Here is a 20929-nt window from a genome sequence, read left to right as displayed (position 1 = left end):
TTTAATCACATTAAATGATGATTTGGAGGATGCGATTATGAAAAAAGGTTTAACTGAATTGGTATTTATTTTGGACAGAAGCGGATCGATGAGCGGTCTTGAAAGTGACACGATTGGTGGCTATAATGCCATGCTGGAAAAGCAGAAGAAAGAAACAGGAGAGGTTGTAATAACCACCGTTCTCTTTGACGACCAGTATGAATTGCTGCATGACCGTATTAACCTTCGGGGGATAGCACCTATAACGGATAAAGAATATTTTGTGCGCGGGAGTACGGCCCTGCTTGATGCTATTGGAAAAACCATTAATAAAGTAGTAAATGTACAGAAGCATACAGCCGAAGATGAACGTGCAGAGCATGTTATGTTTGTAATAACTACTGATGGCATGGAGAACGCCAGCCGGGAATTCAGTTATGAAAAGGTTCGGCAGATGATTGAGCATCAGAAAAGCAAATATGCCTGGGAGTTCATCTTCCTTGGTGCAAACATCGATGCTATTGCAACAGCAGAACGTTTTGGCATCGGAAAAGAGAGGGCTGTGAATTATAATGCTGACAGTGAAGGTACACTGCTTAACTATGAAGTAATAAACGAAACAGTAAGCAACCTGCGAGCTGGTCACACTATACCGGAGAGTTGGAAAGACCGCATAGTAGTGGACTTCAAAAAGCGCGGAGGAAGAAGATAAAGATGATAGGAGTAATCATAGTGACATTGTTGGGTTGAGAATTGAGTTCAATAATTGTCAATGTCGATGATAAAAATGCATGTGACTCAGCGAAAAACGATACGCTGAATGTATTATAACGTTTAATAAGGGGAGTCCTGGGGTGATGAGGCAACTTACAGCAAACTGGACATAACCGGATATTCCTCATCCGTCACGGTTCCTCCAGATATGGCATTCAGGCCACTTTGAAGGAAAGATGCCCTTATAACTGATTTTAAGCCAAACCTATTACGAACTTTATCTACAGCGCTGTCTATTGCTCGCTGTTTTTCTATATCTTGCTCAAAAAGGCTCATCTGTACGAAGCTGTTTGTACATAGTTCAGATACTCGGACTCCCAGATGTCTAATAGGTTCATTTCTCCAGATTTCATCAAAAAGCTCACATGCAACTTCGTGAATTCTGTTAGTGGAATCGGTAGGAGTAAAGAGTTTTCTTTGGTGAGAGTAGGAATAAAACTCGTTAGTTCTGATTGAAACGGAGACAAGCTGGGCTAAATATTCTGCCTGACGCAATCTGGCTGCTACACTCTCTACCAAAGAAAGTAAGACCAGGTGGGCGGTCCTTGTATCATCTACATCGAAAGGAATTGTTGTCGAATTCCCGATACCTTTTATTATTGGTCGCCGGTTCACCCTAACAAGGGATTCATCTCGTCCATTGGCAAAGTTCCAGAGAAGGAGTCCATAACTCTTAAGAAAGAGTTTCAAGTGGTGAGGTTCGGTATTGGCTAAATCTCCGATTGTCCGAATTCCTCGGTCTCTTAATTTGGGAGCGGTTGCCCTGCCTACACCAAAAAGTTCTTCCACAGGAAGGGGCCACATTTTTGTCGACATTTCCTTCGGAAAAAGGGTATGCACCATATCCGGTTTTTTTAGTTCCGACCCCATTTTAGCTAAAAGCTTATTAGTTGAAATGCCGACGTTTACCGTAAATCCAAGCTGCTCCTTGATCTGGTCTTTGAGACGGTAGGCAGTGGCAAGGGGGTCTCCTAGTGCTCTCTCCATCCCGGTATAGTCCACAAAATATTCATCAATAGAGTATTGCTCCACCACAGGGGAGTATTCCCGAAGCACATCTCCGAAAGCGGTGCTGCATTGCATATATAAATAATAATTAGGAGGGACAATAATAAGTTCAGGGCACTTTGCTTTTGCTTCAAAAACGGATTCCCCGGTCTGAATGCCATATTTCTTGGCTGGAATAGATTTTGTTAAAACAATCCCGTGCCTGGTCTCCGGATTGCCTCCAACAACAGCGGGTACCGTTCGTAAATCTAAAGGATCGCCGTGCTGTAGCCGGTAGACTGCCTCCCAGGAAAGATAGGCTGAATTGACGTCGACATGAAAAATAATACGTCTGCTCAAAAGAAGTCACCTCTAAATTTTAAACAAAAACCATTTGCCTGTGCCTAGCTCAAACTTCAATTCAAACACTTTTAATAATCCCTCAATTGTACTTTGACAGCGGAATGTAATCATTTTATTGCCTGCCAGTTTTTCCTCAAACCTGAAAGAAACATGTTCAACTGTAATGATGGAAGGCGAATCATGTTCATTGATTTTAAACTTTATTGGTGTTGAAATTCCGTTAAGATTGAAAGAAGCTATAACTTCAATAGGTTTCATAATGACTTTCATTAATATCCCACCTAAAAGAGATTACCAATAGAACATACGTTCGTATCTTAGATTATACATTTGCATAAAAAATATAGCAACATTTTTTGGAAGGAAATATTAGCCACAAAATTATATCTCCGTTATAAATTGAAATTATTAAGAGAATGCTGGTCTAACCGATATTCTCTTTATATAAATAAAAAAGTAGAGAAGCCGTTTGCTTAACCGTTGTAAGTAGCAAGCGGCTTTTTGCATTTAAGGAGGAAAAAATATGTCAAAAGTAATTGCCCTTGCCAACCAAAAGGGGGGAGTTGGCAAAACAACAACGGCAGTCAATTTAGGCATCGGCCTTGCCATTCAAGGCAAAAAAGTGCTGCTGGTGGATGCGGATGCACAAGGCAACCTCACGGACTCATTAGGTTTTCATGAGCCGGACAATCTGCCCGTTACATTAGCGACAATACTTACAAAAGCTATGACAGAGGAACGATACGAACCTGACGAAGGCATACTGCACCAAGAGGAAGGCGCTGACCTTATGCCGGGCAACATTGAACTCTCCGCTATTGAAGTGTCGCTGGTAAACACTATGAGTCGGGAAATGGTGTTGCGCAGCTACATTAACACCGTCAAGCAGAAGTACGATTATGTCCTCATTGACTGCATGCCTTCACTCGGAATGATGACCATCAATGCATTGGCCGCTGCGGACAGCGTTATTATCCCAGTCCAGGCACACTACCTGCCAGCTAAAGGGATGACTCAGCTGATGCAGACCATCGCCAGGGTGAGAAGGCAAATTAATCCGAAGCTGACGATTGACGGCATTTTGCTCACAATGGTGGACAACCGTACAACCTTTGCCAAGGACATTTCATTTGTTCTCCGCAGGGACTACAGTGATAAGTTGTGTGTTTTCAAGACGGAAATTCCATTATCCATCCGAGCGGCCGAAACGAGTGCTGAGGGAAAAAGCATTTATATGCATGACCCTAATGGGATAGCCGCCAAAGCCTACCAAGCCTTTACAAAGGAGGTGCTGGACATTGGCCAAAAGCAACGTCAGAAACATGAATCTGACCTCGGTAGATGAACTGTTTGAAACGGATGCCAGCCGCGAGGACAAGCAGCGGGAAAAGGTGCTGGATATTCCGCTATCGAAAATCAGCGATTTTCCCAATCATCCCTTTAAAGTCAAGGCGGATGAAGCCATGCTGGAAATGGCGGACAGCGTCAAACAGTACGGCATTTTAGTCCCCGGCCTTGTCCGGACTAAAGCGGATGGCGGCTATGAAATGGTTGCCGGGCACAGGCGTAAGAAAGCAAGCGAAATAGCAGGTAAAGAAAGCATGCCCTGCATTGTCCGCGAGCTGAACGACGATGAAGCAATTGTAGCCATGGTTGACAGCAACCTCCAGCGCGAAAGCATTTTGCCAAGCGAAAAAGCCCTTGCTTATAAAATGAAGCTGGAAGCTATGAAACGGCAAGCAGGTCGACCAAGCAAAGAAGATAATTATTCCCAACTTGGGAATAATTTTTCGACTAAAACTTCAAGTGATGAATTAGCTGTTCAAACAGGTGAAAGTAAAAACCAAATATTCCGTTACATCCGTCTAACTGAACTCATACCGCCCATCCTCGAAATGGTGGATGAAAAACAGATTGCCTTTAACCCTGCCGTGGAAATCTCCTACCTAACCGAAAATGAACAGACAGAACTGCTGGAAACTATGAAACAGGAGGAAAATACGCCGTCTTTATCGCAAGCCCAGCGGCTGAAAAAGTTCAGCCAGGAGGGCAGGCTGAGTACGGATGTCATCTATTCCATTCTCACCGAAGAAAAACCAAACCAAAAGGAAAAATTCAATATCCGCCGTGACCGTATTGATCAATATTTCCCGAAGAACTATAACGAAAAACAAAAGGAAGACCTTATTGTTCAGCTGCTGGAAAGCTGGTACAAAAAGAGGCAAAGAGAGCAGGAACGGTGAGATATAGCTGTCAGAAGCACCCGATATATTATCTTGTGTATAAATATTTGTATGTCGAGCCAAGGGGGTAGTCTCTTATTTTTTAGGAGGCGGCGCAAAGTGTTGCTGTTTTGTCCCCCTCTCCACACCTCACCCCCTGAAATTTACCAGCCGAAAAAGAAATAACTCAGCCTTAAAGAAGGATATCTAAAACTACTGACGGAGGAGAATATTGTGAAACATGCAGTGCAGAAGAAACCTAAGACTTTCCGGACCTTAATCCGAAAGAGTCGCAGCGGAAATAGGGAGGCACCGAATGAAGATAAAAGTGTGAATATAGTGGATAACGCTGTGAAACAAGTGGAAAATGCCGGAAAAGAACGGAGAAAACAACCGTTTTCTTTTTTCGGACGGTAAATCGGCCCTCTGTAAAAATGCAGGGAGCTTTTTCATTTATGGCAAAAAAGCAGAAAGGAAGATTCAAAAACTTAAAATAAGGGCGGAAGCCCTTTGCGTATTGGCCTGGATTGGAGTGTGAAGAACGTGGACAATGAAAAACGGATGGTGGACACCTATGAGGTAAAACATGCCGTCTGCATCGGTGATAAGGAAACCCTCTTTCTGGAGGATGGAAAAAGTCCCGACAGCCCGTATATGGTGTGCAATTGCTCCTGGGATAACCCTTTGGGCGTCGACCAATATTCAGATGCGGTCGTAAGCGCGGATTATCTGGAGATGATGACTGAATTTGCCGACCGCGTGACAGCGCAGATTGAAGCAGTCAAAGCGGAACGAGCAAAGATATCCGTTCCCCTGGAGCCTTTTGCTTTGGACCACTGTGTTCCGGATGATACAGGGGAGAGCATTGAGGACAAAGTGGCGGTCATCCGTCAAGAGTCTTTGCGCCCGGAATACCGCACTGCCGACAAGCAGCTGGTGCTCATCTCGGGCGGTTTCGGCTCCCAGGGGAAGGCCAGAGGACGGGCGGTTTACGTCGTTAATCTCTATTCCGGCAAGGAATCCCGCTGGAACCGCGCGGATATTTTAGGTGTCGTAAAACCGGAATGCATACCCGATTGGGCCAAGCACCGGCTACGACAGATTGAAGCCGAAAGACAAGTTAAACATAGAAAACAGGAACAGGCGCGGTAGGAGGTGTCTTGAATGGAGAGAGAAAATAACGCAGGCTATGCCATTACCGACCGGCTAAGTGTGGGGAACTTGGAATTTGTCATCGGGCAAAGCGAGAATGCTCCGGCCAAGTTTGTGACCTGGAGATGCAAAAAGGGAGAAAAGGATTACCACTGGGGTCATTACTGCAGCGACCGCCTCACCGCCCTTGAAGATCTCTGCAACCGTGCGCTGGATGAAATCCATCATGTGCGAAGCTTGCAAAAGGAAAAGGCTCCCGATAAAAGTCTGGTGGGGCAGACCAAAAAGAAAAACCGGGAACCGGAAAGATAAGAAGGAGTAAAAAGTAAGGAGGGATAAACGTTGGCGACAAAACTGCAGCTGATTACGGAACTTGCGGAGCAGACAGCTCTTGCTGTCGTTAAAGCCCCGCCCAACTGGACAGACTTTCTGCAAACGGCTTCTTGGAACTATAAATACCCCTTTCAGGATCAGCTGCTGATTCACGCCCAGCGTCCCGACGCAACTGCCTGCGCTCCGATCGAGGTATGGAACGAAAAACTCGGCAGATGGGTAAACAAGGGTGCCAAGGGTATCGCTCTTATAGACGACAGTGGGGGACGGTTGAGCCTGCGCCATGTGTTTGACATGACGGATACCAACAGCCGCTACAACTACCCTGTCATACTCTGGGAAATGAAGGACGGATATGCAGAGGCAGTGATCGAAACGCTGGAAAACACCTTTGGCGGACTAGAGGAAAAGCTTGAGTTAGCGACCGCCTTAATTTCTGCCGCCCGCAACGCTGTGGAGGACAATTTCTCGGATTATCTCTCTGAACTGGTGGAATGTCGGGAGAACAGCTTTCTGGAGGAACTGGACTCCCAGAATGTGGAAGTCATCTTCAAAGAAGTGCTTATAAGCTCCGTAGCCTATATGCTCTTAATCCGTTGCGGCTGCGATGCCGGCAAATATTGGAGTTTTGAGGACGTCCAAAGTGTTTCGAACTTCAATACTCTGGATACTATTTCCTGTTTGGGGGCCGCCACCAGCGACATTTCCGAAATGATCCTGCGGGAAATTGGGGCAGCAGTCAGAGAGCTGCAAAAGGCGGAGGAAAATCCAAACCGCACCTTTGTCAAAAATCGGGAAGCGGGACACAATGAAAGTGACAAGCAAAATATATGTTTTGAAAGGGGTGGCGAAGATGGAACTGACCTACACGCTGCAGGGAGATTACCTGATTCCCGACCTGACGCTGCCGGAGAAAGCGGCGCACATCGGAAAGTATGGGATGCTGCGCAAGACATATCTGAAAAACCACAGGAAAGGAATATACGCGAGCTTGATGCTGGCGGGCAAACTGAATGGCCACCTGGTAGACACCGACAAGACGGCGAAAGAGAGGATCGAGCGGATCATGGAGAAGATGCTGACGGAGAGTCCCCCGCCGGACAAAGCGGTAAACCCGCTGGGCTGGACGGGGCACCTGAACAGCCTGCGGCATTCGGCGGAGGAAACAGTCCTGGCGGAGAACGTTTACAGCTAACCATTTTCCCAACGGTTGAACAGCAAATTGAAACTATAGAACAGGCGGAGGACGAAAAATCCTTCGCTTTTTCTATTCCCCAGGAAGAAATCGACCATGTCCTATGCCGGGGCACAGGTTTCCAAAACGGCAAAATCCGTGTTTATCTCCACTATAGGGAGCAGCATACTGCAAAAGAAACCATTGACTTTTTAAAGCGAGAGTATGGAATCGGCGGCGGTACTCATATTTTTCTGGATGGGACCAGCGGCAACCAATGGCATGACAGCAAAGGGATCTCCTTAAGCAAAAGCGGCAGTTTAATAACAAATCCGGAATTAAGACTGTCCTGGAACCAGGTTGCTAAACGGATTGGGGAATTGATTGCCACTGGACGCTATTTGAACGGCAAGGAAAGAGAATACCTGAAAATAGAATACCTCCCAATTTATGAGCAGCAGGTGGAGGAACGCCGCCGGCAGCTTACCGAGCAGGCTTATGCCCGAGAAATCCTGAACTGGGAAGCTGCTCCCTCGAAGAAAGAAGAGACACCATCAAAGGATACCACCCATTACGCCTTTTCTCTCGGTGACATAGTTTTTCTGGGTGCAGACGAATACGAGATTTTTTCTTTAGAAAGCGGAAAGGTGATGCTGCAGGACACAAGCTTTCCGTTGTTCAGCAGAGAACTGGCGCGGGATGACTTGGAGAATATGCTGCGGGAAAACCCGTTTAATGACCATCTACTTGTTATCGGGGAAAAACCAGTACAAATTACCGAAGAACAAAGCGACCAAGAAAAAACGGAAAAAATGTTACCACGCGAGCTATACCAAGCATACTTGCCCGAAATCGTCAACCGGATACGAACCGGAGAGATCTATCCTTACCTGCGGGATCGGGACACTGATCCGGAAAGCGCCAAACAGGAGTTGAAGGAGGCAATTGACTTCATTGTTCTTTCCATGAGGGGAGAGCATCCGGCTTTTTTCGAATCTTATACAACCCTGCCGCGGTTCAAAGAATGGCTGGCCGAGGACGTATTCCAACAAACCTATGAAGATTTTCTGACGGAAGAAAGGGATAGTGTTACCCTTCATGCTGATGACCCTGACGCACCCGCCTGGGTACGGGCAACCGGAGACATCACCATCACTCGCGAAGGCGGTACCGTAACCATTGACAGCGGCGGCGATGGTGAAAGAAACTATGTAGAATTTGACCTGGAGCTGCCGGGCAAACAGGAAGAAAAACCGGCCGAAAAAGAAATGGCCACAGGCATGAAGCTTGTCATTGAGGACAGGCGCTTTGAAATTGATTCAATCAACCAAGAAGCAGGAACGGTCAGCCTGCGGGACATTACTTTCCAGAACAGTACGGGTTTTCCCATTTTCCGCAGGGAAAGCATCGCTTTTGTGCGCGGCATTCTGGCGCAGGCTAAAGAACCCGTACAGCAACAAACACAGCACGGTAAAATATCAAAAGTCATTAATAATATTCAGGCGGAAACATCAAAACAGCCCCGTGTCAATTTCCGTATCACCAGCGACAATTTGGGAGTGGGAGGACAGAAAACAAAATACGGCTGGAATGTCGCCGCCATCCGTCTGCTCAATCAACTGGAAGAGCAAAGCCGCCTGGCCACACCGGAAGAACAAGAGAATCTTTCAAAGTACGTCGGATGGGGCGGTCTGCCGCAGGTGTTTGACGGGCAGAACAGCCAATGGGCGAAGGAATATGCGGAATTGAAGGAACTACTTACAGAAGACGAGTATACATCCGCACGGGCATCCACCTTAAACGCCCATTATACATCCCCCACTGTTATCAAGGCCATCTATGACTGTTTGGCCAACATGGGCTTTAAGACCGGCAACATTTTGGAACCGGCTTGCGGAATCGGCAACTTTTTCGGGCTTGTCCCCAACAGCATGCAAAATTCCAAACTGTACGGCGTGGAACTGGACAGCATCACGGGCAGGATCGCCAAGCAGCTGTACCAAAACGCGAATATTGCGGTACAGGGTTATGAGGAAACCAACCTGCCCGACAGCTTTTTCGACCTAGTCGTCGGCAATGTGCCCTTCGGCAGCTATGGCGTGGCGGACAAAAAGTACGACAAGCACAAGTTTTACATCCATGACTATTTTTTTGCCAAAACTCTGGACAAGGTGCGGCCTGGAGGCATGATTGCCTTTATAACCTCCAAGGGCACAATGGACAAGCAGAATCCCGAAGTCCGCAAGTACATCGCCCAGCGGGCCGAGCTGCTGGGAGCCGTCCGGCTGCCCAACAACGCCTTCCTGGCTAATGCAGGTACGGAAGTCACAGCCGATATCCTATTCCTGCAAAAGCGCGACCGGGTAATCGACATCGAGCCGGATTGGGTGCATCTTTCCACTACCGAGGACGATATTCCTGTCAACCGCTACTTTGTCGACAATCCTGAAATGGTGCTGGGCACGATGGCCTATGACGAGCGGATGTACGGCAACAAAAGCGAAACAACATGCATCCACTATGAGGACGCCGACTTAGGCGAGCTGCTGCGCGAGGCGCTGGAAAACATCCATACTGAAATTACGGAATACGAGCTGGACGAACTAGCCGACGAAGCGGACTCTTCCATCCCGGCCGATCCCAATGTACGAAACTTCAGCTACTGTCTGGTGGACGCGGATATCTACTACCGGGAAAACAGCCGCATGAACCGGGTGGAAACTTCTGTCACGGCGGCAGGCCGTATCAAGGGTATGATTGCCATCCGGGACTGTGTGCGGAATTTAATCGAATACCAGACCGAGGATTATGGTGACGAAATAATCCAGGAACAACAGCGCAAGCTCAATATCCTGTATGACGCTTTTGTTGCCAAGTACGGGCTTTTAAACAGCCGGGGCAACAGCATGGCTTTTTCCGACGACAGTTCCTACTGCCTGCTCTGCTCTCTGGAAATTTTGGACGAGAACGGCGAGTTGGAGCGCAAGGCGGATATGTTCACCAAACGCACCATTAAGCAGCGCACAGTCGTCATCCATGTGGATACCGCCGCCGAAGCCTTGGCCATCTCCATCGCGGAAAAAGCCCGTGCAGACTTGGAATTTATGCAGAGCTTGACCGGGCTTTCGGAAGAACGTCTTGCCGACGACCTTCAGGGCGTGATCTTTCGCGACTTTGGCAAAGTGGTGCCGGAAGTCGTTCCCCGCGCTTTCTTTCAGGTGGATTCTTTTCCCTATGTAACGGCGGACGAATACCTGTCCGGCAACGTTCGTGAAAAACTTAAACAGGTACGGGGACTCACCATAATCCTGCCGCTTGAACAAGGTGAAAAGTTAACTTCGAATATTAAAGCTTTGGAAGCAGTGCAGCCGAAGGATTTGACCGCTTCCGAAATAGACGTGCGGCTGGGTGCGACCTGGCTGCCACCCGAGGTGGTCAAGGACTTTATCTTTGAACTTCTGGAAACTCCCTATATGTACAGGCGGTATATCGACGTTTTCTATTCCTCCTATACCGCCAATTGGAACGTCAAGGGCAAAAACGACGACCGCAGCGACAACATTAAGGCCAACGTGACCTACGGCACAAAGCGCATCAGTGCTTACAAAATTGTTGAGGAAACTCTGAACCTCCGGGATGTACGCATCTTTGATACCGTTTGCGAGGACGGTGTGGAGAGGCGTGTGCTGAACAAAAAGGAAACTGCTATTGCCCAGCAGAAGCAGGAGGCCATCAAGGAAGCTTTCCAAAACTGGATATGGAAAGACCCTGAACGGCGGGAACTTTTGACCAGGATCTACAACGACCGCTTCAACTCCATCCGGCCCCGCGAATATGACGGCAGCCATATCCGGTTTACCGGCATGAATCCGGAAATTAGTCTGCGCAAGCATCAGGTGGACGCGGTGGCGCACATCCTGTATGGCGGCAACACCCTGCTGGCCCACTGCGTGGGTGCAGGCAAGACTTACGAGATGACGGCAGCGGCGATGGAAAGTAAGCATTTAGGCCTTTGCAATAAAAGCCTGTTTGTCGTTCCCAACCACCTGACCGAGCAGTGGGCTGGGGAGTTTCTGCAGCTTTACCCCTCCGCCAATATCCTGGTCGCCACTAAAAAGGACTTTGAAACCCAGACCCGCAAGAAATTTTGCGCGAGAATAGCCACCGGCGACTATGATGCCGTGATTATTGGGCACAGCCAGTTTGAAAAAATCCCGATCTCCCAGGAACGTCAAAAGCGGCAGCTGGAGGAACAGATCATGGAGATCACCGGCGGCATCCAGGAGCTTAAGGAGGAACGGGGCGAGCGTTACGCGATCAAGCAGCTGGAAAGGACGAAAAAGACCCTGAAGCTGAAACTGGATAAACTAAACGATACCAGCCGCAAGGATGATGTCGTTACCTTTGAGGAATTGGGCGTTGACCGGCTGTTTGTGGACGAGGCGGATTTTTACAAAAATCTGTTTTTGTATACCAAGATGCGCAACGTCGCTGGCCTGTCCCAAACCGAAGCGCAGAAGTCCTCCGACCTGTTTGCTAAGTGCCGGTACCTGGATGAGCTGACGGAGGGACGAGGTGTCATATTCGCCACAGGGACGCCGATCAGCAACTCTATCACGGAAATGTATACCATGCAGCGGTATCTGCAATACGAAGTCCTGCGCCAGAACGGGCTCCAGCATTTCGACTGCTGGGCAAGCACATTTGGCGAGACGGTGACGGCCATCGAGCTTGCGCCGGAGGGCACAGGCTACCGGGCCAAAACGAGGTTTGCCCGGTTCTACAACCTGCCGGAATTGATGAATATGTTCAAGGAGGTTGCGGATATCAAGACGGCGGATATGCTGAACTTGCCCGTCCCGAAAGCCAGTTACCGCAATGTGGCGGTGAAGCCGAGCCAATTCCAGCAGAATATGGTAGCTGAGCTGGCCGAGCGTGCTGAACGGGTCCGTAACCGGATGGTCGAGCCGAATGAGGATAACATGCTGAAAATAACCAACGATGGCCGTAAGCTGGCACTTGACCAGCGCCTCATAAGCCCCCTGTTGCCCGACCATGAAGACAGCAAGGTAAACGCCTGCGTGGACAATATCTTCCACTTTTGGCAGGAACATAAGGCCAAAAAGCTGACGCAGCTTGTGTTCTGCGATCTGTCCACACCAAAGAATGATGAGAATTTCAATGTGTACGATGACGTTCGCAAAAAGCTAATTGCCAGCGGTATCCCCGCCGATGAGATTGCTTTCATCCACAATGCCGATACGGAAACCAAGAAAAAGGAGTTGTTTGTCAAGGTCCGCAAGGGACAGGTGCGTATTCTGCTCGGTTCTACATTCAAGATGGGGGCCGGAACCAACGTTCAGGACAAACTGATCGCGCTTCACGATTTGGATTGCCCGTGGCGGCCGCGGGATTTGGAGCAGCGTTCCGGACGTATTGTAAGGCAGGGAAACAGAAATGACGAGGTGCATATCTTCCGTTATGTGACGGAAAACACCTTTGACGCCTATCTTTATCAGATCTTGGAGAACAAGCAGAGGTTTATATCACAGATTATGACTTCCAAGTCCCCTGTGCGAAGCGCCGAAGACATTGACGAAACGGCGCTTTCCTACGCCGAAGTCAAGGCGCTGGCGACAGGCAATCCTCTTATTAAGGAAAAGATGGACCTGGACATTCAGGTATCCAAATTAAAGCTCTTGAAGGCTAACCATTTTAGCCAGCGCTATGCTTTGGAGGACCGGCTGCTAAAACAATATCCTCAGCAGATTAGATTCACCGAAGAACGAATTGTCGGTTATGAAAAGGACCTTGCTCTTTACGAGCAGCATAGGATCTCCGTCCGTGACGCGAATGGCGCAGATGAGGCAAAATTTGCGGGTATGACGATCAAGGGTGTTTTCTACAATGAAAAGGCTAAGGCGGGTACAGCCATTCTCGAAACCTGTAAGCTGATGACCTCGCCAGAGCCGCAGGAACTTGACGGCTATATGGGTTTCCCGATGCTGTTTTCTTTTGACACTTTCAGCAAGCAGTACCAGGTAACCTTGCGGGGCGCTCTGAGCCATCCTGTGACGCTGGGGTCAGATATCCTCGGTAACATCACCAGGCTCAACAATGCTTTGGCGGAAATGCCCAAGAAGCTGGAATACTGCCGGGAACAATTGAAAACACTCCGCCAGCAGATGGAAACGGCCAAAGAGCAGATTGAGATCCCGTTTGAAAAGGAACAGGAGCTGCAGACAAAGTCCGCCCGGCTGGCGGAGTTGAATATCCTGCTCAACATGGATAAACGGGAAAACGAAGTGCTGGACGATGAACCTGACGAAGAGTTTGAGGTTCCGGAAAAGAAAGCCGTGGGCTACGAAAGATGAGGGAAAAACATGCCTTATGTAACACCGGAGCAGATTGAGCGGGCCAAGCAAATGGAATTGCTGACCTATCTGCAATACTACGAGCCGCAGGAGCTGGTGCACTTTTCCGGCAATGTCTACACAACCAGGAGCCATGACAGCCTGAAGATCAGCAATGGTAAATGGTGCTGGTGGTCACGCGGCATCGGCGGGCGTTCTGCCCTGGATTATCTGGTTAAAGTGCGGGGACTGTCCCTGCCCGAGGCGGTAATCCAGATCGACGGACAGATGACTATAGCACTGCCTTCCCAATCTAAAGATAAGGAATTAGCCAAGCAAAAGAAGCTGCTTCTGCCGGAGAAAAACGAAAACAATGACCGGGTGGTTGCATACCTGGCTGGGAGGGGAATAAATAGGGAAATAATTGACTACTGCATTCAAACGAAACGCTTGTATGAAAGCCGATTTTACCATAACGCGGTCTTTGTCGGCTTTGACCGGCAAGGCGTTCCCAAGTACGCATCGCTCCGGGGGACGTCGCGGAGGAGGTTTATGGGTGAGGCGAACGGAAGCGACAAGCACTTTTCCTTTTCCCTACTGGCAGGCAAAAACAGTAGCAGACTTCACCTGTTTGAGAGTGCCATTGATTTAATGTCTTATTGCACTCTTGAGCTGCTTGCCGACAGGGACTGGCGGCAGGATTCCTGCCTGTCCCTTGCCGGCATTTACAAGCCAAAACAGGATATCGGGGAAAGCACCCCTCCTGCCGCCTTGATGCAATACTTACGAGATTTCCCGCAGATCAGTGAAATTGCTTTGCACTTGGACAATGACGCAGCTGGGCGGCTGGCGGCAAAAACGATTCATGCACTTCTCTCGTCGAATTACAATGTTTTCGACGAACCTCCGGAACGTGGGAAGGATCATAACGATTATCTGAAAGATATATTGGGAAAACGCCTTGAGCATGAAAGATAAATTATAATAATTTGCGCTTGTTGTCACCAAAATAACAGCGATAACGCGCCAAAATTAATTGTAAAGGATTAAAAGAAAAAGACATATGATTATTCTCCTAACCAAATTATAAAAGAAAATCTATTAGATATTAAAGAAAATCCAAAACGTACAATTGACTGAAAATATGACTTCAAATAGGATATATTCGATATCTAGTAGAAATATTATTGATTTTTGGGGGAAGAGCAAATGTCAATTTTAACTCTTATTAAAAATCATGAGGAAGATATAAATCAAATGATTCAAAACGAGGCTGAATACCATAAATATATGGATGAGGCCGGTGATGCTTGGGAGGAGCTGATAAAAACGGGCATTAGCCAGGAGCAGAAAGACTTAATTGAAAGTATTGAACGGGCTTCCGGCTGCATAGGGTCTATCCATTCTGAAATTTCCTATCAGAAGGGGTTCAGGGATGCCGTAAAACTAATTATTGAATCACTTGTATCCTAGCCGACGTACCATCATTTCGGTGAAGAATTGATTTAGCGATTAAAATTTCATTTTGTACTCAGTTACCTGATTGACAGACATGTTGACCAGGTTTTTTTGTTTCCTTCTTAATCTTTGTAATCATATTTTCGTTCTGATGACCGAGAACTTTTCGGCTGGTGGTTATGCAATCATAATTTTTTGACAGTATAAGACCACTGTCTTGTGTTGCAGCAAGCACTGAATTTGGTCTCCCAAATTCGCTTGTTAGGGGGATGCCCCCCTAAAACCCCAAAGATAATACCGGACGCACGGGTATTCCTTTTCCGTCTGGCGAGCGCTTTCAAGTGCCCATGCACTGAATCATGAATGAAGGCACATCAAAGCGCTCGCGGGCACCGGGCCGCCGTACGCAAGTGGTAACACTCACGTACCGCGGCCTTATGAGTAGTGGGTAAATATTATGTAAAAAAAGTGACATTTCCTTGGCCGGTTTTCAACAGTTAAAGGTCTTTAACGTTTTTTAATTTTAACATTTAATCTACTGCCTTTTCCTATCTGTAGATTTGCCGCCTATAGAGTTTCAAGGGACATTTTCCCAAATTTAATATATTTCGACAAAAAAAACTATGGAAAAGTCATATTACTTTATTGTAAAATTATATTCGTGAGTTTTCGAGAGAGGAGTTAAAAGTTATCAATGGAAAGCCAAATAAAACAGCTACTTGAAATTATTGAAGAAATGAAAATTGATCTTAACCAACAGGGAAGTTGCAAACCGCTTACTGACCCCGCCGTCGTAAATCTAAGTGAGAAGCTAGATAAATTATTAAACCAGTATTATATAATGTTAAATATTAGGACAAACCAGAAAGGAAATAAAATTGCTTAACCATAACAGAATAGTTTAGAAAGTGGAAGCCAACAGAGAAGGGAGAATATAACAATTTTACTAAAACTTTTCGATATTCCTTCATCAAATCTATTCTTCATAACGCAGATATATATGAATAAAGTACTTTTCACTTAAAAAACAGCCAGATGAATGAACTGGTTGTTTTTTTGTGCTGTCTTAGGGATACAACCTAAATAGTGAATTTTAAATATCCAAAAGAACAAACCCAGTAAGGCCGATACTGGGTTTGTTCTCTATTAATCTGTCATTTAAATTTGCCAGCACAGTTATCTTAAAATTTAAGCAACCGCAGTAAATTATAAACTTTAAAAAAATAATATATTTCCTAAACGAATAAACTTGGTCTATCCCAAGCAAAAGGAGCTGGAGTAATGAGAAGACGTAACATCCGTGTCCAAGTCTGGCTTAACCGGGAAGAAAGGGAAAAACTACAAGCCAGTGCCAAAAAATCAGGTCTTTCCGGAGAAACCTACCTGCGCACCCTCATAAACGGCTTTGTGCCCAAAGAGCTTCCTCCGGCTAATTATCATGCCATGATGAGGGAGCTTCACGCCATCGGCAATAACCTAAACCAGATTGCAGCCAAGGCCAATGCCACGGGACATATTGACAGGGCGATTTTTCAGGATGAAGCCAACCGGCTCCGCCAGGTCGTGCTGGACATCCGGGCGGCGGTCACGTCACCGCAAAAGCTGGAGTAAATAGTGGCTACCACAGCGATATGGGATGTCAAAGACCGATTAGACCGAGTAATAAACTATGCTGCCAACCCAGGCAAGACTGAAAACCTGGACTTTTCAAGCCAGAATTTGCAGGATTTACAGAATGTACTGGAATATGCAGCGCGGGAGGACAAAACCGAAATGCAGTATTATGTTACCGGTATCAATTGCGATCCATCTGCCGCCTATAAGCAAATGATCCAGACCAAGCTGCAGTTTCAGAAAAAGGATGGCATCCTTGCCTTCCATGGCTACCAATCCTTTGCACCGGGGGAAGCAACGCCTGAAACAGCCCATGCTATCGGCGTAAAGCTAGCCCAGGAACTTTGGGGTGGGCGTTTTGAGGTTGTTGTTTCCACACATTTGGATAAACATCACCTGCACAACCATTTTGTTCTTAACTCCGTTTCTTTTGCCGATGGAAAGCGCTATTACGACAACAAAGCTACTTACGCTCAACTGCGCCAGGCCTCCGACCGGCTGTGCAGGGAGTACTCACTGTCCGTTATTGAAAACCAACAGGAGGACAGGTCGGAACATTATGCCGAATGGAAAGCCGGGCAGGAAGGCAAGCCCACCTGGCGGGGACTGATCCGTGAGGATGTGGATAAGGCAATTTCCGCATCCATGACTTTCACGCAGTTTATTGCCACTCTCCGAAAACAGGGTTATGAAGTTAAAACAGGCGTCAAATATATTGCTGTTCGCCCGGAGGGCAAGGACCGGTTTGTCCGGATGAAGACTCTTGGGGACAATTATTGTGAGGATGCCATCAAGCAGCGGATACTTCAGAACCGTTCTCCGAAGCGGCAGGAAGTTATACCGGAGCCCAAACGAAGACGCATTATCACCGGAAAAAGTACTAATCGGAAAAAGACCAGAAAACTCAAGGGCTTGCAATCCTTATACTTTCACTACCTCTATAAGATGGGTATATTGCCAAAACACACTGCGTTCAGGAAACGGACGCACTTTTTATTGCGCGAGGATATTCGGCATTTGGGGGAGCTGACCGCTCAAACCAAGCTGCTCTGCAAGCACCGGATTGAAAACATTGAACAGCTTTTGAGCCATCAGTCCATGGTGGAGCAGGAGATGGCAGGCTTGGCAGCCGACCGCAAATCTCTTTACCACCTTCTGCGCCGCTGTTATGACAGTGAGCAGATTGCCGAATACAAACAGCAAATTGCCGCGTTTTCCAAGAAACTGTCCCTGCTCCGGAAGGAGGTGAGGCTTTGCACGGGCATCCTGTCCCGTTCTGAAGCGATGAAGGAGATACTATCCCAAATAAGAATTGACGAAAAAGAGCAAAGAAGGGAGGAAAAAGAGCATGAACAGCGGAGCCGAAGCGGCCGATCAAATGGTCAATATGAGCCTTAAAGGGATTGAAGTAGTGGCTAAAATTTCGGGTGAGGGGGCGAAAAACCTTGCCACTTACCTTTATGCCGTCTTGAAAGACCAGAAAAAAACCAAAGGCAAAACCCGTCTGGAGGGGCTTTTGCGAAGCGGCAAAGAGTTGAAAGTCTTTGCAGTTAGAAACGAGGATTTGCAAAAGTTTTCTCAGGAAGCCAAGCGCTACGGAGTTCTGTACTGCGTTCTTCGGGATAAAAAGAACCTGGACGGGATGTGCGACATTATGGTGAGGGCGGAAGACGCCTCCAAAATCAACCGCATTGTGGAACGATTCAAGCTGGCCACCGTGGATACGGCACGCATCAAGAGCGAGATCGAGAAAGCGAAAGCTATTCGGGAATCGCAGAAAGAGCCGGCTGTCAAAGTTAATCCCGCCGAGAGAAGACCTGAAGATTATATGAGTGAGCGGATAGACAAGCTCGCTTATGTGGAAAAAGCTGCTGAGCCGACCGACAATCCAAACCCCACGACGGCGACGACGGAGAAATCCCGTCCGTCCGAGCCTTTCTCCGCGCACAGCGGGAAATCCGCCGAGGGTGCTGAGCGTCAAAAGAAATCCGTCCGCGAAGAACTGCGGGAAATCAAAGACGCTCAGAAGAAACAGGCAGAGCGGCCTAAACGCGGACCGGTCAGAGAACAATCGCAAGTTATAAAGCAGGATGCCGGCCCTCAAAGGCAAGCTAGATTTCCGAAATCAAAACCGAAAGAGAGGTAAGATTTGATTAAGATCTAAACGTACTTTGATAAGAACCAAAAGAGTAAGGAGGGAAGTTCAATGAAAGATGAGGAACGGGTGCTTACCATAGACGCTTATGAGCAAGGCGTAATGGTAAATGCCTTAAACGAACTCAGGAACGACCTGATTCAAGAAGAACGTCCGACCGACGCGGTGGACGAACTGCTGCTCAAAACTATTGACGCCCCGGCTAAAAAACTGAGACGAAGGAACCAAGATGAGGCACGCTGAGAACGCAAGGAGCAACCTGATACTCTTTGCGGTTTTTTTAATTCCCGTAGTGTGGGCGGCTGTGTTGACTGCTCCGGCCATGTCAGGCGGGCTTCCTGAAATTATTGCCAAACTCGCGGCAGGGCTGAACCATCCCTTTGACCTGGTCTGGGTGAAAGATACTCCCAAGTGCATCTTACTGTTCATAAGCTCCTATGCCCTTGGCATCGGGATTTACCTTTCCACCAAACGCAATTACCGACGAAGGGAGGAACACGGCAGCGCCCGATGGGGCGGCACTGCCGCTGTCAATAAAAAATACCAGGATAAAGACCGGTTCCAAAATAAAATCCTTACAAAGTATGTCAGTATTGGCCTAAACGGTAGGAAGCACAAAAGGAATTTAAACGTGCTGGTGGTAGGCGGTTCCGGCTCCGGCAAGACCCGCTTTTACGCTAAGCCCAATGTGATGCAGGCCAACTCCTCTTTTGTCGTGCTCGACCCCAAGGGAGAAATCCTGCGGGATACGGGCAATCTACTGAAGGCCAAAGGCTATGAAATCAAGGTATTGGATTTAATCAACATGCATCTTTCACATTGCTACAACCCTTTTGCCTATTTACAGGACGACAAGGATGTGCTCAAGCTAGTAACTAACCTGATCCGCAATACCACACCTAAAGGCGCCAATACCAACGACCCTTTTTGGGAGCGTTCCGAAACCGCACTCTTGGAATCTTTGATACTGTACCTGATATACGAAGCACCGCCGGAGGAACAGAACTTTCCGATGGTTATGGAATTGATTGCAGCCGCTGAAGTCCGGGAGGACGACGAAACTTACCAAAGCCCGCTGGACGAGTTGTTTGAACGGCTGGAAATGCGCGAGCCGGAGCATTTGGCGGTCAAGCAGTACAACATCTTTAAGCTGGCTGCGGGTAAAACGGCGAAATCTATCTTGATCAGCCTGGGTGTCCGCTTGGAAAAGTTCAATCTTGCCTCCATTGCCGGCATCACTTCCACCGACGAATTGGAGCTGCCGTTCATGGGAGAGCGCAAGACGGCACTTTTTGCCGTTATACCCGACAATGATTCGTCCTTTAATTTTATTGTAGGCATGCTCTATACCCAGCTTTTCCAGCAGCTCTATTACTTGGCTGACACCGTTTATGGCGGGAGGCTTGCCGTCCATGTCCATTTTGTGATGGATGAATTCAGCAATGTTGCCCTGCCTGACGAGTTTGACAAGCTACTTTCCACTGTACGTTCCCGGGAGATCAGCGTATCCATCATTCTGCAAAACCTGGCGCAGCTGAAAGCCCTGTTTAAAGACAGCTGGGAATCCATTGTCGGAAACTGCGACGAGTTTTTGTATTTAGGCGGCAACGAGCAATCGACTCATAAGTATGTTTCCGAGCTTTTAGGCAAAGAAACAATCGATGTCAACAGTTACGGACAGAGCCGGGGAAGGAACGGCAGCTATTCTACCAATTATCAATTGTCGGGGAGGGAGCTTTTAACTCCCGATGAAGTAAGGATGCTGGACAACCGATTTGCCTTACTGTTCATCCGGGGCGAACGGGCAGTCATGGATGATAAATACGATATTCTCAAACATCCCAATTTGAAGCTGACGATTGACGGCGGCGGCGAACCGTACCGACATGGAGGGACAGAAGACGCCCTGGAATGGAAAACTGCAACTTTAAATGCTGAAGGTGATTACGAGCTTGTCTCCGAGGAAGAACTCGAAACCCTGCTGCATAAAAAATATCTGGAGGAGTGAATCTATAAAAATGTCTAAAAAAATAAAACGGGTGATTGCAGTTTATAGCGTACTCGTACTGATAATTGTAATCTTTCCCTTATCCGTTTATGCGACAAGCGATCCGCTGACCGTCGTTAACAACCTATCTGACTTTATCTTCGGACTCATCCGTGCTATCGGGATGATCCTCTTAGGTTTCGGTATCGTGCAGATCGGGCTTTCCCTTAAATCTCACGACCCGTCCCAGCGGGCCAACGGCTTCCTGACGCTGGCTGGCGGCGTGATTATTACCTTTGCCAAAGAGATCCTTACTCTGATTACAGGCGGGTGAAGCGTCTCATGTTTAGGGGGAACAGACGAAGAAAAAGCCTGTTC

Annotated in this window: 18 protein-coding genes; 16 read left to right on the top strand and 2 right to left on the bottom strand. The window is 47.6% G+C overall.

What is annotated here, in order from left to right:
• Window positions 1-37: 37 nt before the first annotated feature.
• Window positions 38-691, top strand: a complete 654-nt coding sequence (locus A7D23_RS02250; RefSeq protein WP_068883056.1) for a vWA domain-containing protein — start codon at window positions 38-40, stop codon at window positions 689-691.
• A gap of 155 nt (window positions 692-846) precedes the next feature.
• On the opposite strand, the gene A7D23_RS02245 is transcribed toward A7D23_RS02250, so the two are convergent.
• Both A7D23_RS02245 and A7D23_RS02240 read right to left on the bottom strand, forming a co-directional pair.
• A complete protein-coding gene (locus A7D23_RS02245; RefSeq protein ID WP_068883054.1) occupies window positions 847-2100 on the bottom strand; it encodes a DNA polymerase IV in 1254 nt (417 codons plus the stop codon).
• A gap of 12 nt (window positions 2101-2112) precedes the next feature.
• Window positions 2113-2373 (bottom strand): hypothetical protein, encoded by a 261-nt coding sequence (locus tag A7D23_RS02240; protein WP_068883052.1) that lies wholly within the window; start codon window positions 2371-2373, stop codon window positions 2113-2115.
• Window positions 2374-2626: 253 nt separating this feature from the next.
• Here A7D23_RS02240 and A7D23_RS02235 point away from each other — a divergent pair, with 253 nt between their 5' ends.
• The 15 genes from A7D23_RS02235 (at window position 2627) to A7D23_RS02170 (ending at window position 20885) form a co-directional block, all read left to right on the top strand.
• On the top strand, window positions 2627-3448 hold the full coding sequence (locus tag A7D23_RS02235) for an AAA family ATPase (RefSeq protein ID WP_068883050.1): 822 nt from the start codon (window positions 2627-2629) through the stop codon (window positions 3446-3448).
• Window positions 3426-4346: a ParB/RepB/Spo0J family partition protein gene (locus A7D23_RS02230; RefSeq protein ID WP_068883174.1), complete on the top strand. Its 921-nt coding sequence runs from the start codon at window positions 3426-3428 to the stop codon at window positions 4344-4346. Before A7D23_RS02235 ends, A7D23_RS02230 begins: the two co-directional genes overlap by 23 nt.
• 213 nt (window positions 4347-4559) lie before the next feature.
• Window positions 4560-4742 carry a hypothetical protein gene (locus A7D23_RS15785; protein WP_141690623.1) on the top strand — a complete coding sequence of 61 codons (183 nt, stop codon included), beginning with the start codon at window positions 4560-4562 and terminating at the stop codon, window positions 4740-4742.
• A gap of 93 nt (window positions 4743-4835) precedes the next feature.
• On the top strand, window positions 4836-5477 hold the full coding sequence (locus A7D23_RS02225; RefSeq protein ID WP_242871486.1) for a hypothetical protein: 642 nt from the start codon (window positions 4836-4838) through the stop codon (window positions 5475-5477).
• 12 nt (window positions 5478-5489) lie between these two features.
• A complete protein-coding gene (locus A7D23_RS02220; RefSeq protein ID WP_068883046.1) occupies window positions 5490-5789 on the top strand; it encodes a hypothetical protein in 300 nt (99 codons plus the stop codon).
• A gap of 30 nt (window positions 5790-5819) precedes the next feature.
• Window positions 5820-13358: a DEAD/DEAH box helicase family protein gene (locus tag A7D23_RS15780; protein ID WP_068883044.1), complete on the top strand. Its 7539-nt coding sequence runs from the start codon at window positions 5820-5822 to the stop codon at window positions 13356-13358.
• Between the two features lie 9 nt (window positions 13359-13367).
• Window positions 13368-14315 (top strand): DUF3991 and TOPRIM domain-containing protein, encoded by a 948-nt coding sequence (locus A7D23_RS02210; RefSeq protein WP_068883042.1) that lies wholly within the window; start codon window positions 13368-13370, stop codon window positions 14313-14315.
• A 231-nt stretch (window positions 14316-14546) separates the two neighbouring features.
• Window positions 14547-14810 carry a DUF6809 family protein gene (locus tag A7D23_RS02205; protein WP_068883040.1) on the top strand — a complete coding sequence of 88 codons (264 nt, stop codon included), beginning with the start codon at window positions 14547-14549 and terminating at the stop codon, window positions 14808-14810.
• Window positions 14811-15489: 679 nt separating this feature from the next.
• Window positions 15490-15681: an aspartyl-phosphate phosphatase Spo0E family protein gene (locus A7D23_RS02200; protein ID WP_068883038.1), complete on the top strand. Its 192-nt coding sequence runs from the start codon at window positions 15490-15492 to the stop codon at window positions 15679-15681.
• A gap of 395 nt (window positions 15682-16076) precedes the next feature.
• On the top strand, window positions 16077-16406 hold the full coding sequence (gene mobC / locus A7D23_RS02195) for a plasmid mobilization relaxosome protein MobC (RefSeq protein WP_068883036.1): 330 nt from the start codon (window positions 16077-16079) through the stop codon (window positions 16404-16406).
• A 3-nt stretch (window positions 16407-16409) separates the two neighbouring features.
• On the top strand, window positions 16410-17807 hold the full coding sequence (locus A7D23_RS02190; RefSeq protein WP_068883034.1) for a relaxase/mobilization nuclease domain-containing protein: 1398 nt from the start codon (window positions 16410-16412) through the stop codon (window positions 17805-17807).
• Window positions 17758-18555, top strand: a complete 798-nt coding sequence (locus A7D23_RS02185; protein ID WP_068883032.1) for a PcfB family protein — start codon at window positions 17758-17760, stop codon at window positions 18553-18555. Before A7D23_RS02190 ends, A7D23_RS02185 begins: the two co-directional genes overlap by 50 nt.
• Before the next feature lie 60 nt (window positions 18556-18615).
• On the top strand, window positions 18616-18807 hold the full coding sequence (locus A7D23_RS02180; RefSeq protein WP_068883030.1) for a hypothetical protein: 192 nt from the start codon (window positions 18616-18618) through the stop codon (window positions 18805-18807).
• The gene (locus A7D23_RS02175) at window positions 18794-20572 is read left to right on the top strand and encodes a VirD4-like conjugal transfer protein, CD1115 family (RefSeq protein WP_068883028.1); all 1779 of its coding nucleotides are present in this window, start codon (window positions 18794-18796) and stop codon (window positions 20570-20572) included. The genes A7D23_RS02180 and A7D23_RS02175 overlap by 14 nt, the downstream gene beginning before the upstream one ends.
• Window positions 20573-20582: 10 nt before the next feature.
• A complete protein-coding gene (locus tag A7D23_RS02170; protein WP_083221849.1) occupies window positions 20583-20885 on the top strand; it encodes a glutamyl-tRNA amidotransferase in 303 nt (100 codons plus the stop codon).
• Window positions 20886-20929: the final 44 nt, after the last annotated feature.

The organism is Dehalobacter sp. TeCB1 (assembly GCF_001707455.1).
GTDB classification, from domain to species: Bacteria; Bacillota; Desulfitobacteriia; order Desulfitobacteriales; family Syntrophobotulaceae; genus Dehalobacter; species Dehalobacter restrictus.
The sequence above is the reverse complement of the archived record's forward strand: the minus strand, read 5'-3'. Positions and strand labels throughout refer to the sequence as shown.

Coding starts and splice junctions, on each gene's coding strand:
- A7D23_RS02250 (WP_068883056.1), top strand. CDS start 38: ATGAAAAAAGGTTTAACTGAATTGGTATTTATTTTGGACAGAAGCGGA.
- A7D23_RS02240 (WP_068883052.1), bottom strand. CDS start 2,373: ATGAAAGTCATTATGAAACCTATTGAAGTTATAGCTTCTTTCAATCTT.
- A7D23_RS02235 (WP_068883050.1), top strand. CDS start 2,627: ATGTCAAAAGTAATTGCCCTTGCCAACCAAAAGGGGGGAGTTGGCAAA.
- A7D23_RS02230 (WP_068883174.1), top strand. CDS start 3,426: ATGAATCTGACCTCGGTAGATGAACTGTTTGAAACGGATGCCAGCCGC.
- A7D23_RS02220 (WP_068883046.1), top strand. CDS start 5,490: ATGGAGAGAGAAAATAACGCAGGCTATGCCATTACCGACCGGCTAAGT.
- A7D23_RS02210 (WP_068883042.1), top strand. CDS start 13,368: ATGCCTTATGTAACACCGGAGCAGATTGAGCGGGCCAAGCAAATGGAA.
- A7D23_RS02205 (WP_068883040.1), top strand. CDS start 14,547: ATGTCAATTTTAACTCTTATTAAAAATCATGAGGAAGATATAAATCAA.
- A7D23_RS02200 (WP_068883038.1), top strand. CDS start 15,490: ATGGAAAGCCAAATAAAACAGCTACTTGAAATTATTGAAGAAATGAAA.
- mobC (WP_068883036.1), top strand. CDS start 16,077: ATGAGAAGACGTAACATCCGTGTCCAAGTCTGGCTTAACCGGGAAGAA.
- A7D23_RS02185 (WP_068883032.1), top strand. CDS start 17,758: ATGAACAGCGGAGCCGAAGCGGCCGATCAAATGGTCAATATGAGCCTT.
- A7D23_RS02180 (WP_068883030.1), top strand. CDS start 18,616: ATGAAAGATGAGGAACGGGTGCTTACCATAGACGCTTATGAGCAAGGC.
- A7D23_RS02175 (WP_068883028.1), top strand. CDS start 18,794: ATGAGGCACGCTGAGAACGCAAGGAGCAACCTGATACTCTTTGCGGTT.
- A7D23_RS02170 (WP_083221849.1), top strand. CDS start 20,583: ATGTCTAAAAAAATAAAACGGGTGATTGCAGTTTATAGCGTACTCGTA.